This is a genomic window from Brasilonema angustatum (assembly GCF_059505445.1).
Window position 1 is genome coordinate 114,277 of the sequence record NZ_JCACKO010000149.1, and the last position, 17,726, is coordinate 132,002.

Annotated in this window: 11 protein-coding genes; 8 read left to right on the forward strand and 3 right to left on the reverse strand. The window is 43.0% G+C overall.

The window, feature by feature from the left end:
- Window positions 1–189 precede the first annotated feature (189 nt).
- Window positions 190–1,542, forward strand: coding sequence for a protein kinase domain-containing protein (locus AC5JM2_RS31620; protein ID WP_495839447.1), 1,353 nt, complete (start codon window positions 190–192; stop codon window positions 1,540–1,542).
- 87 nt (window positions 1,543–1,629) lie between these two features.
- Here AC5JM2_RS31620 and AC5JM2_RS31625 read toward each other — a convergent pair whose 3' ends face one another.
- Complete coding sequence (locus AC5JM2_RS31625; protein ID WP_495839449.1) at window positions 1,630–2,553, reverse strand: Tll0287-like domain-containing protein; 924 nt, start codon at window positions 2,551–2,553, stop codon at window positions 1,630–1,632.
- 703 nt (window positions 2,554–3,256) lie between these two features.
- Between AC5JM2_RS31625 and AC5JM2_RS31630 the strand changes: the two genes are divergently transcribed.
- Both AC5JM2_RS31630 and AC5JM2_RS31635 read left to right on the forward strand, forming a co-directional pair.
- Window positions 3,257–5,134, forward strand: coding sequence for a protein kinase domain-containing protein (locus AC5JM2_RS31630; RefSeq protein WP_495839451.1), 1,878 nt, complete (start codon window positions 3,257–3,259; stop codon window positions 5,132–5,134).
- 364 nt (window positions 5,135–5,498) lie between these two features.
- Window positions 5,499–6,398, forward strand: coding sequence for an SDH family Clp fold serine proteinase (locus tag AC5JM2_RS31635; protein WP_495839453.1), 900 nt, complete (start codon window positions 5,499–5,501; stop codon window positions 6,396–6,398).
- 9 nt (window positions 6,399–6,407) lie between these two features.
- Here the strand turns inward: AC5JM2_RS31635 and AC5JM2_RS31640 are convergent, their stop codons facing one another.
- A complete protein-coding gene (locus tag AC5JM2_RS31640; protein WP_495839455.1) occupies window positions 6,408–7,136 on the reverse strand; it encodes a peptidoglycan-binding domain-containing protein in 729 nt (242 codons plus the stop codon).
- A 447-nt stretch (window positions 7,137–7,583) separates the two neighbouring features.
- Here AC5JM2_RS31640 and AC5JM2_RS31645 point away from each other — a divergent pair, with 447 nt between their 5' ends.
- From AC5JM2_RS31645 to infB, 5 genes are all read left to right on the forward strand, one after another.
- Window positions 7,584–9,035, forward strand: a complete 1,452-nt coding sequence (locus AC5JM2_RS31645; RefSeq protein ID WP_495839457.1) for a hypothetical protein — start codon at window positions 7,584–7,586, stop codon at window positions 9,033–9,035.
- A 412-nt stretch (window positions 9,036–9,447) separates the two neighbouring features.
- The gene (gene rimP, locus AC5JM2_RS31650) at window positions 9,448–9,909 is read left to right on the forward strand and encodes a ribosome maturation factor RimP (RefSeq protein WP_495839459.1); all 462 of its coding nucleotides are present in this window, start codon (window positions 9,448–9,450) and stop codon (window positions 9,907–9,909) included.
- A gap of 197 nt (window positions 9,910–10,106) precedes the next feature.
- Entirely contained in the window at window positions 10,107–11,378 is a 1,272-nt protein-coding gene (nusA, locus tag AC5JM2_RS31655) for a transcription termination factor NusA (protein ID WP_495839475.1), read from the forward strand.
- Window positions 11,379–11,425: 47 nt separating this feature from the next.
- Window positions 11,426–11,671, forward strand: a complete 246-nt coding sequence (locus AC5JM2_RS31660; protein ID WP_495839461.1) for a YlxR family protein — start codon at window positions 11,426–11,428, stop codon at window positions 11,669–11,671.
- A gap of 452 nt (window positions 11,672–12,123) precedes the next feature.
- Window positions 12,124–15,402, forward strand: a complete 3,279-nt coding sequence (gene infB / locus AC5JM2_RS31665; protein WP_495839463.1) for a translation initiation factor IF-2 — start codon at window positions 12,124–12,126, stop codon at window positions 15,400–15,402.
- Between the two features lie 383 nt (window positions 15,403–15,785).
- Here infB and AC5JM2_RS31670 read toward each other — a convergent pair whose 3' ends face one another.
- On the reverse strand, window positions 15,786–17,051 hold the full coding sequence (locus AC5JM2_RS31670) for a DUF4912 domain-containing protein (protein ID WP_495839465.1): 1,266 nt from the start codon (window positions 17,049–17,051) through the stop codon (window positions 15,786–15,788).
- Window positions 17,052–17,726 lie beyond the last annotated feature (675 nt).

The following is a 17,726-nucleotide window of genomic DNA, read 5'->3' on the forward strand; positions in this document are numbered from 1 at the left end:
ACTTAGTATAATATGAGTTATCTACCAAACAGATTTATTTGCTGAAAATACTGTGTTTGATGCTGTAGTTATCATAGACAACCCTGATAGGATAAATCTATTAAATTTTTTACTTAATAGACTTTTTTGTTTTAAAAATACCAAATTACTTATAAAGAAAACAGATTACAGAGCTAGGAGTGCCACCTTATGTCTCAGTCTTACATAATAAAAGCGGAAATTCCCTCTGGGACGATAATTGATAATCGTTATATTATTCAAAAACTTTTAGGACAGGGGGGCTTGGGAAGAACATACTTGGCGTTTGATACTCGTCGGTTTAACGAAGCATGCGTCCTCAAAGAATTTGCACCCACGGGTTCAGGGGAGAATGCTTTAGAAAAATGTCGCAATTTATTTAAAAGAGAAGCAAGAATTCTTCACCAGTTAGAACACCCTCAAATTCCTCGTTTTTTGGCTTGTTTTGAAGGAGATGGACGGCTATTTTTAGTACAAGAGTTTGTTGATGGTAAAACATATTCATTTGTGTTGCGAGAACGGCAAGATTTGGAAGAAACTTTTTCGGAAACTGAAGTTATACAGTGGCTAAAAAGTTTGTTACCTGTATTGGAATATATTCACCAGCACAACATCATCCATCGAGATATTTCTCCTGACAACATCATGTTACCTGATGGTCAAAATTTGCCGGTGCTGATTGATTTTGGTGTGGGAAAACAGATAGCTAACCTTAATCAAAACACCGCGCCTTACCACATGAGCTTTGTTGGTAAAATGTCGCTTGTGGGGAAAGTCGGATATGCTCCTCGTGAGCAAATTAGCTTGGGGTTGTGTTCTCCCTCCAGCGATCTTTATGCCTTGGGCGTGACTGCAGCTGTCCTACTAACAGGTAGAGATCCATCTTTTCTTATGGATCAGTACTCTTTGGAGTGGAGATGGCGTTCTTACACCAAAGTCAGCAATGATTTTGCCAGAGTACTCGATAAGTTGCTAGCAGATACACCAAAGCAGCGATACCAATCCTCAAAGGAAGTTCTCACAGATTTAGAACGTCTTGGACAGTTTCAAGTAATGGGACAATCAACTGTTCTTGATTTGCCTAGCACAGTTATAAAACAGAAATATCAACCTACATTCACAACACAACAGCCACACTACCAATATCCACAGACTACAGCAGGTTCGGCTAGAAGTTCATCTAGTCAGCAGCAATTCCCTGTTATTCAGCCACAACCACAACCACAACCACAACCACAACCAGAACAATCCTCACTAAGTTCGGCTAGAAGTTCATCTAGTCAGTCGCAATACCCTGTCATTGAGCCACAACCACAACCACAACAATCTTCACTCAATCCAGCTTTCATACAACGCTGTCAGCAAGAACTAGCTTACTACATTGGACCAATAGCAAGTCTAGTTGTGGAAGAGATTCTAGAGCAAACTCCTCAAATTTCGCCTTACCAATTTATTGAATTTTTGGCCAGGGAAATTCCTGATGCATCAGCAGGTGCTGAATTTAGAAAACACCTATTTTCATGAGTATTTCGGGGTAACCGACTCATCCAAGTGCCTTCTTTGAAAATCAAAACTGTCATAAATATAGTTGTGACTTATTTGAGTTGCAGCTTAATTTCCTGCTGTTCCTCCAGTATTTCCTCCATGAGTACGTCTAATTCTTTTCATTGCCATTTCTAAACTTAATTTCATCCGTTTAAAAGCTTTGGCAAGATTACCAATTTCATCATTAGAAATCTGATCAAAATCAACTTCTAAATGCCCTGTGCTAACTTCTTCCGCGACACGAGTTATCCGCTTGAGGGGAATAATAACCTGTCGATGCAAAAAGACATTGACTAAAAGAATAACCACTATAAAAACAGTAGATACAAGTCCTATTATCTTCAAAGAAGATTGATTGGCTTTTTCAATCACCTTACTCGCTGGTAGCGAAATAAATTGAGCCGCCACAATTTGATTCAACTGCCAATTGAATCCATTAACTGTACCGAAACGCTCAATCATAGTTTTTGGTGCCACATCAGGCGTGCTATGACATTTCAGACAACTTTCTTTGCTAATAGCTAGTGGACGAGCAATGTAAAATATATCGCCTCCTGGAAGTGACCGAAAATCACTCACCTCTTTTAAATTTTTATCTTTTTGGAAACGCTCTAAAATTGCGGTCTCAAAACTGTCAGCCTTATCCCGAAGATTTGTGGGATTTGTTGCTGCTTCTTTATAAAAAAAGTCTCGATATTCTGGTCTTTTTCTGAGAATCTCAAAGACCTCTCGTGCTGAGTATGCAGATACAGTTTGGGGCAAAAACTTTTCTTCTAGTTTATCAGCAAGCTCTGGATTAATTTGGGTAAGTGTGTACTCACGAACAGAAGTCATTGTATCGATGAGTGTTAAAGCTCGTGAGGTAATTTCATTTCTAGCATTCTGTCTTAACAAAGCAGAAAGAGCCAATCCACTAAAGCTTAGACCTACTATAAGAATGATGACTAGCAAAAGTGTAAATTTTTGTCTCAAATTTAAGTTTTTTAACATGATCCCATATCATCTGAAGATAACAGTACTATGAACAAAGAATTGAAGGCATGTCTTAACCATTATATGGACAGACTACGCATAAATAACTGAGAATTTAGATGATTACAAAATAACTTTGTCGGATTCAGGATTATGTACACGAATTTCTCAAAAAATAGATGAATAGCAACTTATCCTTCATGATTAAGTTCATGAATAAATGTTATGAATCATTTTAGTAAACCATCCTATATTTATCAATTTGAATTTTTGGATTCGTGATATTGAGGTTTTTGATAAAATTTATCTCCTAATTTAAAAAAGAGAATATAACAGTCTGAAAGTGAAAATTTTCCAATATATATAGCAGTCCTATTTCATTTATGAAAAAACAAAGTACATTTGTACATTCTTCTTTCCTGTTCCCTGTTCCCTGTTTCCTGTTCCCCACCTCAACGAATAACTTTACAACTCCTGCGCGGATTGCTATAAAGATACTATCCATTTGGTAATAGCCTGCTTGTTCAGTTGAGTCCTAGACTGTTGACAGTGGCACAATAAGACTAGGAGATAACTTAGTTCCAAATATACCTTACACGTAAAGCTTAGCGTGGAACTCCCGTGTAGGAGACACAAATTAGAATCTCGAAATCTTCCCCTGAATCCTTACCCAGCTTTAATACCATGCCAAAATAAATAGCATGATAGAGTTATTAATATAATGGTCTGGAATCCAGGACAGGCGTTGCTTGGGGGACGCTACATCATCGAAAGAAAATTAGGCGAAGGTGGAATTGGTATCACCTATCTCGCCGGAAATGAACGAAATGAACTGCGGGTTATTAAAACTCTAAGAGTTGACATCCTTAATCAGGATACCTGGAAACCGCATCAAAGCAAATTAAAGCAAGACTTCCGCGATGAAGCTTTTCGGCTTGCCTTGTGTCGCCATCCTCATATAGTGCAAATAGAAAATATTTTTGATGAAGGCGATTTGCCTTGCATGGTGATAGAGTACATCGAGGGTGAAGACTTAGGCAACCGGCTTCGGCGGATGAAAGTCTTACCAGAAGTTGAAGCGCTTTTGTACATCCGGCAAATTGGCGATGCTTTAAAGGTCATTCACAGTAGAGGTTTGCTACATAGGGATATTAAACCACGTAACATCATGCTTCGCGCGGGCAAATCAGAAGCTGTGCTGATTGACTTTGGTATTGCCAGAGAGTTTATTCCCAATGTTATCCAAAGGCATACAGTGTATCGTACACCAGGTTTTGCCCCCCCAGAACAGTATGAATTGGAAGCACCACGGGGAGAATATATTGATGTCTATGCACTAGCTGCCACCTTGTATAGTTTAATCACTGGAGTGACACCAAGGAATGCCGATGAGAGAGCACGCCATAACATTCCCCTAGAACCACCAAAACACTTTAATCGTAATATTAGTGACAAGGTCAATCAAGCAATTATCAGGGGGATGGATTTGCAACCCAGTCTCCGCCCTCAGTCCATACAGGAATGGCTAAATTTATTGGATGTTGAGATCCGCGAAGAGCCCCCCACACAGGTGATGACACACCGCCCAGTACTTCCTAATAATCAGTCTTCACCCCAAAATAAACAGCTAATAATACCATCTGTTGCCACTTCTGGAAACTGGCAATGTGTACGTACCCTCAGAGGTCATTCCAGTATGGTTCTTGCTGTTGCTATTAGCTCAGATGGACAGGCGATCGCTAGTGGTAGCAATGATCATACAATTAAACTTTGGCAACTAGAAACCGGTAAACTTCTGCGTACCTTTGGTGGTTGGTTTTCTGGTCATTCCAGCATTGTTCATACTGTCGCTTTTAGTCCCGATGGACAGTTAGTTGCTAGTGGAAGCTGGGATGAAACCATTAAGTTGTGGCAGGTAAGTACAGGAAAAGAAATTCGTACATTAACCACTCATGGCAGCTGGATCAATTCTGTAACCTTTAATCCAATACCTCTGAAATTTTCTTCTCAACAAGAAGAAACTTACGTGGGAAGGTGGATTTTAGCGAGTGGTGGCGCTGATACCACTGTTAAGTTATGGATAGTAAGTACAGGCATAGAAATTAGCACTTTCATAGGTCATTCCGACTCAGTATGGTCAGTTGCTTTCAGTCCGAATGGAGAACTTCTAGCTAGTGGTAGCGCTGATAGTACAATCAAGCTTTGGCAAGTAAGTACAGGTAGAGAAATTCGCAGCTTTATAGGTCATTCCTTCTTTGTTAATTTCGTTACCTTCAGCCCAGATGGACGACTTTTGATAAGTGCCAGTGCTGATGGCACTATTAAACTTTGGCAAGTCAGTACAGGGAAAGAAATTCACACTTTTAGAGGTCATTCCGATGCGGTGTGTTCAGTCATTTTTAGCCCGAATGCACAGCTTCTTGTTAGCGGTAGTTGGGACAAAACTATTAAAATCTGGCAGATAAGGACAGGTACTGAAATTTGTACTCTTCATGGTCATTCTAATTACGTCAGATCTGTTGCCTTTAGTCCAGATGGACAGACTATTGTAAGCGGTAGTGATGACGATACGATCAAAATTTGGCGATGCCATTCCTAATTTGGGTAATTTATCTGATACTTTTACGGTGAAATTCTTCTAACTCTCTAGATAGACTCGATATTTTCCAAAAATTGAAACAATAATCAGGGTAACCTTAATTTTGGCAATCTATCTTAGAGGATGTTTTAAAAGGGTTGTTCTATGTCATGTTGAACGCAGCGAAGCGGAGTGAAACATCTCAGTATGTGCCCGAAACCTAGATTCTTCGTTACGCTTCGCTCCACTCAGAATGACAGATTTATACCTTTATGGACTTTTCAAACATCCTCTTAGCTGAAACGCTTTTACAGAAAGCACAGCATGGAGATGCTTGCCTGAATTAGGCAATTAATTTTAATTGTGTTTTAATTTGGAATTGCATATGGGCTTTGGTATAGGAGATTTATTCTGGATTTTCCTCCTGCTTTCTTCCCTGCAACCCTTGTGGCAGAAACGTCAGGTAGAATATCGGCGTATTCGCGCCCTACAGGAATTTCAGCAACAACGCAAAAGCCGAGTGATTTTGCTCATTCACCGCCAAGAGTCTATCAGCTTTTTGGGAATTCCTGTATCGCGATATATCACCATCGAAGACTCAGAACAGATACTGCGGGCAATTCGGCTTACCCCGCCAGAGATCCCCATTGACTTGATTTTACATACTCCTGGTGGTTTGGTTTTAGCAACAGAACAAATAGCTAGAGCATTAATTCGCCATCCTTCCAAAGTGACTGTCTTTGTCCCTCACTACGCTATGAGTGGTGGTACGATGCTTGCCCTAGCTTCTGACGAAATTGTTATGGATGCTAACGCTGTTCTTGGACCTGTTGATCCACAACTGGGTAACTTCCCTGCAGCCAGCATCTTGAAAGTTGTTGAACAAAAACCTGTTGGTGAAGTTGACGACCAGACTTTGATTATGGCAGATCTATCACGCAAAGCGATCGACCAAGTACAGCGCTTTGTACGGACTCTGCTGAAAGATACAGTACCCACACAGAAAGTTAAGCCAGAAAATATTGAGAGTATAATCGATGCCCTAACGACTGGGCGCGTTACTCACGACTACCCAATCACTGTTGAAGAAGCAACAGAAATGGGGCTACCCGTAACAGTCGGACTGCCCAATGTTATTTACGACCTTATGGATTTATATCCACAACCACAAGGCGGACGACCCAGCGTACAGTATATCCCCATGCCCTACGATGACCCCCGCCCCATTTTACCAACTCCTAAAGGTAGACCATTAGAAGAACCTAGCCCAACTCAGATGAGTTAAGCCAAGTTATTATCTTGTCGGTGTTGGTGTAGGCGTTGCTGTCGGTGCGGACGTAGGACTCGCTGTAGGCAACGCTTCTGGTGTAGAAGTAGGTGTTGCTGTGGGTAACGTCTCTGGTGTAGAAGTAGGCGTTGTGGTTGGTTTTGCTGTTGGGGTAGTTCTAGGTGTAGAAGTAGGCGTTTTAGTTGGTTTTGCTGTTGGTGTTGGCTGGGTTGTCGGTGAGGTTGTTGGTTTTCGTGGCTTTGTTGTTGGCGTGGATGTTGGTTCTTTCTTGATGTCCTTTGCTTGTTGGCTGAGTTTTTGCCTGAATGCTAAGTCAGCAATTCCTGTTTGTTGTAAACCCAGTTTTTTCTGATATAGCTTAACTGCTGCTTCTGTTTGAGAACCATAATATTGATTACTGGGCAACAGAGGATTGGGCTTAGCTACCAAGTTTAAATTCGCTTGCAAAGTTTCAACTATTTTTGCAGCAACATCTTGAGTTTTTGGTCCTACTATTCCATCCGCAGGTTGTAGTTTGTGCCCTTTTTGAAATTCTTGAATTGCGTTTTTAGTATCCGCTGTGGTCAAAGGTGCATCTGATACCTTGACGCTGTAACCTAGTCCCCGTAACACAGCACGAAATTGCCGTGGGGTATAAGTTCGTGCAGCAAAAGCGACATCTGAAATCACTACACTAGCTGTGATCAAACAGGCAGTTGCAATGGTAATGTTTGATTTTCCAAACCCACACCACATAAGTAAAACTCCTCTTGGTCAAATCAACCGGATATTGACATTGACAGATAGATGCATTTTAAGTTTCTGTAAAGTTTTTTGGTCGCTTTATTAATGATTATTGATAACTTAAAGTTATCGTACATGGATGTTAAGATTCATAAACTAATGTCATCTATCTTAGATATAGCAATCCTGAATCATACATGAGAGAATACTGAATTCACTTTAAGTAATCTTTGTGGCAAGTATATATTACTTGTATCGCTAAAATGCTTAATTTATTGTAACCAGAAAGCGTAAAATATTTAACTTAGTTTTCGATAAAGCAGTATTTTCTCAGAAATCATTTAGGATTGCTGTATAGATATATTGCTTGAAAGCCGCAGGTATAGGTAGGCAAGACTTAAAACCACGTAATTTAGAGATGTTGTATCCAAAATCTGTACTTTACTTATTTAAAAACCAATGACTAACGTGAAAACCTTAACAAAGCGAAACATATGGTTTGAACAGTTGATGGCGATTATTGCGTCTGTTAATCTAGGGTTAGTTTTATTTGATTTAAGTTATGTTCCTTGGCGAGATTTTTATATACGAAATCTCCCCAGAATCACTCAGATATACGATCCAGTTAAAGGAATTGAACGCCATCGAGAAACAGAAAACTATTTGGTTACAGTAAACGCACTTATAGAACAGGTCAGTCAAACAGGATTGCAATCACCTCAGGTGGTAAAAAAACTTGAGGAACTCAGCCGTCTTAGTAGCGAGATGATTGATAGCAACCCATTTGAAGCGGCGAATAAGAGTGGTTCCTTGGAAAAAATCAAAAATCAGATGCGCGATCGCGTAGCCGTTAAATCTTCCAAGCAAGCCTTTTCTACATTCTGGAGTCAAGCTTATTTATCAAAACGCGGTTGGAAGCAAGAAATTGATTTTTTCAACAACAAAATTCGCCCTATAATTATCGTCAACTATTATCGAAGTATTGGAGAAAATGGCGAATTAATTGATTATTTTTGGATAATTGACTTACCATTTGTCATTTTATTTGGTGTGGAGTTATTAGCGCGTAGCTTCTATATCAAACGTCAGTATCCTAGTTTGAGTTTTTTCAATGCTATTTTCACGCACTGGTATGATTTGTTTTTATTGCTACCATTTTTGCGTTGGTTGCGAATTATACCTGTTTCGATCCGCCTAGACCATGCACGAATGCTGAGTCTAAATCCAATACGTCAACAAATTCATCGAGGAGTCGTGGCGAATTTTGCCGAAGAACTGACAGAAATTGTTGTTATTCGGGTCATTAACCAAATTCAGGGATCAATTCAACGCGGTGAACTAAGGCGTTGGCTATCACAAAATGAACAAACTCGCTCCTACATAGATATCAACAATATAAATGAAGTAGAAGCAATTGGAGGTATTTTGGTAAAAACAATTGTTTACCAAGTACTGCCAAAAATTCAACCTGAAATTACAGCGATTTTGCGGCACAACATTGAAAGCGCTATTAAACAAGTTCCCATTTATCACAACCTACAAATATTACCTGGACTGGATGCGATGCAAACTCAATTGAGTGAGCAACTCGCAACCCAAATCACAACTAACCTTTATAATGCAGTTGTCAGCGCAGCAGAAGATCCAGTTGGAGCAAAACTTTCTAGTCAACTTGTGCAAAGCTTTAGCGAAGCTTTGGGAACAGAAATCCAGAAAAAACAGGTTTTTTCAGAAATTCAGAACTTACTTATTGACTTTTTAGAAGAAGTCAAGCTTAATTATGTCCAACGCTTGTCAAAAGAAGATATGTGGAAAATTATCGAGCAAACCAAGCAGCTACGAACACAGCCACCAGTTCAACCAGTGGAAGATCAAAGCTCTACTATGCTGGTACGTAGAGAAGGAAGTTGATGGTGAATTTGCAACAGCAGTCGAAAATTGATAAACAGACAACAAGACAAGGGGAGGAATTTTTTTGAAGTGGTAACGACAAAGTCGTCATAATGCCCGATTTCAAATCAGCCAATCACGGGAAAATCCCACAAACCTTGCCATGAAAATCTGGCTTTCCCCTACACCCCTATTTTCAAGGCAGAAAGATTTTTCCGTACACCCTTACACCCCCACACCCTTACACCTCCACACCCTTACACTCCCACACCCCTACACCCATATTCAAGCGAGTTTTTGCTTCTCGCTCCCAAAAAAATACGCTAAACTTAGATAATCAGGCGAACCTGTTAGGTTCGCCCGAAGACTTCTTGGAAGATATCCCTATCGCAGGAAGTGGGTAATGACCCACTTTTTTTGTTGGAATAGCCGCATGACTCACCCTCTCGTTCCACAGATTATTGAATTGGCGACACCAGTGGCACAAAAGCTGGGATTGGAAGTTGTTGGCGTGGTTTTTCACACCAATCAAAATCCGCCGGTTTTACGCTTAGACATTCGCAATCCTCAACAGGACACTGGGTTAGATGACTGTGAGCGAATGAGTCGTGCTTTTGAAGCTACCTTAGATGTAGTGGAAATCATTCCAGATGCTTATGTATTGGAAGTATCCAGTCCTGGTATTTCGCGACAGCTGACAACCGACCGAGAATTTATTTCCTTCAAAGGATTTCCTGTTATTGTCCAGACTGCTCCATCCTATGAAGGACAGCAACAGTGGATTGGTCAGTTGATTCGCCGGGATGAGACAACAGTTTATTTAAATCAAAAAGGTCGTGTTGTTCAAATTCCTCGCTCCTTAATTACTAAGGTAGATCTCGATGAGGGCAGATAGAAAAACTATCAGCATTCAACAGTTGTGAGTACCGAAGTTTAGAGGAGCGACAGCGTTCTTGGGAGGTTTATCCCTCAAAGCAAGCGGCGCTGCTGAGTCAGGTTTTAAACAATTCCACAAATCACTAACTCAGCAATTAGCACTGTTTTTATGCTGACCATTTTTTGCATAGCTATATAAGGAGATTGTTTATGTCAATGGTAACTTTACCTGGATTAAAAGATTTAATCGAAAATATAAGTCGTGAGCGTAATTTACCTCGTGTTGCAGTTCAAGCAGCTATCAGAGAAGCATTACTCAAAGGTTACGAACGTTATCGTCGTGCTCAAAACTTAGAGCGAAAACAGTTCGATGAAGATTACTTTGAGAATTTTGATGTCCAACTAGACGTTGAAGATGAAGGCTTCCGCGTTGTTGCAACCAAAACTATCGTTGAAGCTGTGACAAACTCTGATCATGAAATTGCGCTTCAACAAGTTCAAGACATGGGAGGGGACGAAGCACAATTAGGACAAGAAGTTGTGCTGGATGTTACCCCCGACCAAGGAGAATTTGGTCGCATGGCAGCAATGCAAACTAAGCAGGTCTTGGCGCAAAAACTGCGGGATCAACAACGCCAGATGGTGCAAGAGGAGTTCCAAGACTTAGAAGGAACAGTTCTACAAGCAAGAGTTCTGCGGTTTGAAAGACAATCGGTGATTATGGCTGTTAGCAGTGGTTTTGGGCAGCCAGAGGTGGATGCCGAATTGCCCAAGCGTGAACAATTACCCAACGATAATTATCGGGCAAATGCCACCTTTAAGGTCTATCTGAAAAAAGTTTCTCAAGGTCAGCAACGAGGACCTCAGTTACTGGTCTCACGTTCGGATGCAGGTTTGGTGGTTTATTTGTTCGCCAACGAAGTGCCAGAAATCGAAGATGAAGTCGTGCGGATTGTCGCTGTAGCGCGAGAGGCAAATCCTCCTTCTCGTCATGTAGGACCTCGAACGAAAATTGCTGTTGATACTCTTGATCGTGATGTAGATCCAGTAGGTGCTTGTATTGGAGCGCGGGGATCACGAATTCAAGTTGTCGTCAACGAATTGCGCGGCGAAAAAATAGATGTGATTCGCTGGTCTCCAGATCCTGCTACCTACATTGCTAACGCCCTTAGTCCTGCACGGGTAGATGAGGTTCGTCTGATGGATCCTGAAACAAGACAAACTCACGTGCTGGTGGCAGAAGACCAATTGAGTCTGGCGATCGGCAAGGAAGGACAAAATGTTCGTTTGGCAGCTCGTCTGACTGGTTGGAAAATTGATATCAAAGATAAAGCAAAGTATGACCACGCAGGAGAAGATGCTAAGTTTGCAGATGTGAGAGCAAAATATATACCAGAAGTAGATGACTCTGACGAGGAGGACTTAGAAGATAAAAATCAGGAAGAATTTTTTGAGGATGAAATTTTTGACGAAAATAATGACGAATAAGAGTAAAGTTATCAGTAAACATCGTCCTGAGTAACGAACTCTAGCTCATGGAACCAAATTATCGGCGTTGTATTAGTTGTCGAAAAACAAGATTAAAACAAGAGTTCTGGCGAATTGTCCGCGTGTTTCCTTCAGGACAGGTACAATTAAATGAGGGCATGGGGCGTTCTGCCTATATTTGTCCGCAGCAGAACTGTCTTTTGGCAGCTCAGAAAAAAAATAGATTAGGGCGAGCCCTACGTGCATCAGTGCCAGAAGCACTGTACCACACATTGTGGCAGCGTCTACACTAAAGGAATAACCAAAAACAAACTTAATGAAAACTACGTTGTAGCGGTAATTCCCAAAGAAATTGTGATGACAGCCGAATTATTTGTGCTATCAACACACTCTGTTTTATCGCTCATGTAGTGCCAAAATAGTAAAAGGGTGTCGTTAGCGTAGCTCTTGGTTATCCAAAGGGGCGAAGCCGGACTCCTAAGAAGTTTTACTCGATGTGTCGTGGAAGACTCAGAATCAACAAAACAAAACAGTACAGAATGGCAACCTGGTAGCGCCCAAGCGCAGTTCGGCGTCAACCATCTTTCCTGGTGGGGATGCCAGCGATAAACCGAAACATCTCTCTTTCCTGAATGGAGGCACCGGCATTCATTAGCAGTGGCAACCTAACACAGTAATCGAAGGATGGAGATGTCGCCAACCAGGCAACCATCCGCTAAAACTGTAAATTAAAGGGGAAGAGTGGATGAACAACGGCAAAGTTAGAATTTACGAATTATCAAAGGAATTGAATTTGGATAACAAAGAGCTATTAGCAATTTGCGACCAGCTCAATATTGCGGTCAAAAGCCATAGCAGCACAATTACAGAATCCGAAGCGGAACGCATTCGGGCTCAAGCAGAAAAAGTAGCTCAGACAAGTGTGACGCCGAGAATAGGAAATGGCACTAACAGCCATAGACCAAATTCACCACAAGATGGTGGACGTAACCGACCTGCAGCACCTAATAAACAACAAATTTTGGAGATTCGCAAACCTACAGTTTTGAAAAACCCCATCTCTAACGCCCCAGAGGCGTCGGTTGCTACCAATATAGTTGCTTCTGAAGTCAATCCTCCTTCACCCCCTAAGTCCATAGCTCCCCCTGTCTCACCCATGAAGCCGACGGCACCAATTCGATCTGTACCCCGGAATCAGTCTGAGACCACACCTGAACAACCAGCAGTGACAGACGCGGATAAAAACATAGTACCCAATACAAATCAGCCGGTTGAAAAAGTAGCAGCGGAAAAACCGGAAAAAGCATCTGCACCAAGATCAAAACCGGAAAGACAGCCAAAACCACAACTGGCAGCCCCGCCCACCAGACCAGCTGGGGAGCAACCAAGCTCTCCAACAGACGCTGCCCAACCGAGTGTGAGCGAGAAACCGATTATAATTCTCAAACGCGATCGCGACCAAAAACGCGATGCATCCGTTGGCAGCCGAGCTCTTGCAGGCGATGGCACACAGCGCCCACCTCAAAAACGCGATGCTCCCGAAGGCAGCCAAACCTTTGCGGGCGAACGCGACCAAGTCAAGCAGCAAAGAGTCAATAAAACGGCAACAGGGGAAACAGCACAGGCTGCTTTGCCGCAAAAAACTGAAAAACCTGTGCGTTCTACTACCCCCTCACCAGTAAAACCTGAGCAAAGAGGAAATAGGCCTTCTGCACCTGTACAAGTCGGAGAGTCGCAACGACCTAGCAGACCAATAGTACGTGCTGCTGAACAACCAGGAGGTGCGCTACCAGTCGCTACGCCTCCAAAACCAATGCGAGTCTCACTGACAAAACCGCAGGTTGGGCAAGAAGATGAGGATGAAGCACCAACAACGACTGAAGAGGTCATCGAACTAAAGCGCCCAACCCCGCCACGTCAAGTCAAAGGCGGTAAAAAGTGGCAGGAAGAAGAGATAGAAGAAATCAAAGACTCAGCCAAGGCTGGAAAGGGAGCCGTTAAAGGCAAACGTGTCAAGCCAATAGTTGATGAGTTTGAAGATGATGAAGATCTTTTAGATGAAGAGGGAGTGGAAATACCTGCCACTATCCAAGTCAGTCTCTCTATTGCCCGTCCACCGAAACCTAAGGCTTCCAAGCCGACACAAACAGCAGTAGCCACGGCTGTTGCGCCAGTTGCGAAAGGGAAAAAACCTGCTTCCTCTCGTGAGCAAAACCGTCGCCAAGAAACGGAACAAAAGCAGGATCGTCCAGAAATACTGGAAGTCACAGGTCCGATGACAGTGCAAGAACTGTCTGAGGCTTTGGTAGTGGCTGATACAGAAATTGTGAAAATTCTGTTCATGAAAGGCATGGCAGTAAGTATCACGCAAAATTTGGATATTCCCACAATTACACTGGTAGCCAACGAGTTGGAAATACCAGTTGAAACCGTCGAACCAGAAGCCGAAGCCCGCAAAGTCACGGAAATGATAGACGTGGCAGACTTGGAACACCTGCTTCGCCGTCCGCCAGTTGTGACAATTATGGGTCACGTAGACCACGGTAAAACTACCCTGCTTGACTCGATTCGCAAAACAAAAGTGGCATCTGGGGAAGCAGGTGGTATTACTCAGCACATCGGTGCTTACCACGTAGATGTAGAACACGATGGTAAAGAGCAGCAAGTGGTATTCCTTGATACCCCTGGTCACGAAGCCTTTACAGCAATGCGGGCACGCGGAGCGCGAGTCACCGACATAGCTATTTTGGTGGTTGCTGCAGATGATGGCGTTCGTCCTCAGACTGTTGAAGCGATTAGCCACGCGAAAGCCGCTGAAGTTCCGATGATAGTAGCCATCAACAAAGTCGATAAACCAGAGGCACAACCTGACCGTGTTAAGCAAGAATTAACAGAATATGGTCTGGTGTCAGAAGAGTGGGGCGGTGACACGATTATGGTTCCTGTCAGCGCTATTAGGGGCGAAAATCTGGATACACTCCTAGAGATGATTCTCTTGGTAGCAGAGATAGAAGAACTTTCTGCTAATCCAGACCGACTCGCGAAAGGAACCGTGATTGAAGCTCACTTAGACAAGGCAAAGGGACCAGTTGCGACCTTGCTGATTCAAAACGGTAGTCTGCGCGTAGGCAATTTGTTGGTAGCTGGCTCAGCCTTCGGTAAAGTCCGGGCAATGGTGGATGACAGAGGTAAAAGAGTCGAAGCGGCTACTCCCTCCTTCGCCGTTGAAGTTCTGGGTTTAAGTGATGTACCAGCAGCAGGCGATGAGTTTGATGTCTTTAGCAACGAAAAACAAGCACGCTCAATTGCAGCCGAACGCGCTGAAAAACTCCGTCAATCACGTCTGATGCAGGGACGTGTTACCCTGACCAGTATCTCGGCTCAGGCTCAGGAAGGCGAGTTGAAAGAACTCAACCTGATATTGAAAGGAGATGTGCAAGGTTCAGTGGAAGCAATAGTGGGATCGCTCAGGCAAATCCCGCAAAACGAGGTACAAATCCGCTTGTTGTTGTCAGCTGCTGGTGAAATTACCCAGACAGATATCGACTTAGCCGCAGCCAGTGGAGCAGTTATCGTTGGCTTTAACACCACTTACGCCAGTGGCGCTAGACAAGCCGCCGATGAGGCTGGTGTAGATGTACGGGAATACAACATCATCTACAAACTCATAGAAGACATCCAAGGAGCCTTGGAAGGTCTACTGGAGCCAGAGTTGGTGGAAGAACACTTGGGTCAAGCCGAAGTGCGTGCTGTCTTCCCCGTTGGTCGTGGTTCCGTTGCAGGTTGTTACGTGCAGTCTGGTAAGCTCATCCGTAACTGCAAAGTGCGGGTGCGTCGTAACGGTAAGGTGATCAATGAAGCTCCCCTTGACTCGCTCAAGCGAATGAAAGAAGACGCCCGCGAAGTTAACGCCGGTTACGAATGCGGTGTCGGCATTGACAAATACAATGACTGGGCAGAAGGTGACATCATCGAAGCATTCCAGATGGTGACCAAGCGCCGCACTCTCTCATCTACTAGATAAGGAGTAGTTGACAGGTGACAGGTGACAGGTGACAGGTGACAAGGTAATAGAAAAGTTTTATTTCCCTGCACTCTGTCTCCCTTCTATGATCTGTACCCTCCGGGGAAGACCTCCGGTCTCGCTACGCTTTAGACCTCTGGGCGTGCGCTTTGCGCATACGCCAGAGCCGGCACGAGGGAGATCCTCCCGCAGCGCAGGACTCACCGCTCAATAAAATCTAGAGAAATTTAGAAATGTTGTAGTTCAGCCAGTAAGGCTTGATATAACAATCTGGATAAGTTTATCAAAAGCAAAATTTTTCCAACAAACAAAACCTCCGCCACAGTTATCTTGTGACGGAGGTTTATCAGCTTAATCCAAAATCAAAAATTCCAAATTTTAGATTAAGAGAACCATTCTAAAACAGCTTCTTCCTTTGTATTGGTATTCCGAGATGGTGTCTCACGATTAAACTTCATCTGAATTGACCGTGTTTGTTCACCATCAGCAGCAACAGCCATAATTGGATAGTCAATCAAACCATCCTGGAAGGACATTTGGAAGCGGAAGGTACCGTCTGGATTGAGTTTAATTGGACGACCGCCAATTGTGACAGTCGCATCAGGTTCTGTTGCACCATAAACAATCAACTCAGCATCAGCAATTAACCAGAACTTACGCGGGCGCATTGGCACGTCACCAGAGAAGCCAGCGCCAGACATACCTACGCCAGACATGTTCAAACCAGAGGTAGTTGGAACTGCCCACATACCTACACCAGAGGGGAAGACGTAGGAGCTGATGGCTTGTTCTGGAGTAACGAAACCAGGAACCTGGTGCATGGAACCGAACACAGAACCTGCAACGCGCATGACTTCGGCAGATTCTGCCAAACCAAAGATTTGGTCATAGATGGCGTTACCGTTGGCAGCAGCACCAGGAATAGGAGTAGCAGTAGCAGTAGGAGCCACTTTCTTGGCGGGAGGAACCAGTTCATAAACAGTTTTCTCACGCAAATCTTCATCAAAATTCACGGTGATGAAGACATCTTCAATCCAGTCGGAAGGATAGACAGGAGGAACGTGGACGGGTGCAGAACGAGCTAGTACTAACCAGCGACCATCAGCACAACGGTAACCAATGTCGATGACATAATCGCGATCGCTCACTGGAACTGGCAAATACCATTCCCGTGCAAGTTCATCACAGGGGTATTCTTGAATGCTGTGGGGGCTTTGGTACTCTAAATTGATGTCGGTGACATCATAAATACGCAGTGCCAGCTGTTGTCCCCCAAGACGGCGTAGTTCTTCTTTATGCTCGTTAGAAACATCCCAGTAGGTATAAGCCCACTGAGGATCGCGAGGCATAAGAACAATACGGCTTTCTCCATAGCCTTGAGGGAGATCCGCTAGTCCTTCATCAACATCAGTGAGAGTACCGCCTGTACGATCAATTTGACCCAACTCAAATTTTGCTGCTTCCACGGTTTCCTGTGCCTCCATTGAACGAGATTGGGTAAGAGAAACTTTGCTGCGTTGAGCTTGTTGAACAGATTCCAACAGTTGCGATTTACGCATTCTACTGTAACGAGAGATGCTAAATTCACTAGCTACTTTACGTAGTTGCCGCAATGTCATCTCTTCTAAAGGTGGGCGTTCTTTTGCCATAATTTTGGCCTCCAGTAGTTTGAAAGGTTCATGATGTCCCCTGGTTATTAAATGGCTGATAAATAGCCGTAGACCTCCAGAAAAACTTCTTATTCCTGACTCCTGGTTCTGCCGAGTTTTGTGTTTGTTTTTTAATGTGTTTTTTAATTGCAAATCACTCCCTTTGGATTCCCTATGATGCCAATGTGGCAGCATGATGCCAATGTGACAGCATTTTCTTTTGGGGAGCAGAGGAGTCTTTGTTAATAAATATTAACTAATAATCCTGCGTTGGGATCAAGGGGGTTACAGACACATTTTTCAGCTTTTCACGTATTTATCAGCCTTTGGGGATCATTAAGTTATGATTCTATGACATTTTAGCTTGTTAAAAGCAGGTTATACATCTGATTAATCGCGATTATGTCAAATTTTGATGACAAAACTTTTTCGCTCTGTACTAAGTTAGATTTGCTTCATCACTCGTACTGAAAAACTGCGGAGCCTAACGGGAGAGACCTCCGGGTATGTCATATGTCCTCTGAACACACTGCTTTCTATCCTGAAGGGTTGGGATGAACCGTTCCACAATTTATGGACAAATATCTTATCCACTTGTTGCTTCCTGCTTCTGCGACTCATAAGTAGGTCAACTTAATTAAATATAAGATAGAGATAATATTGTCGTTGTATGTG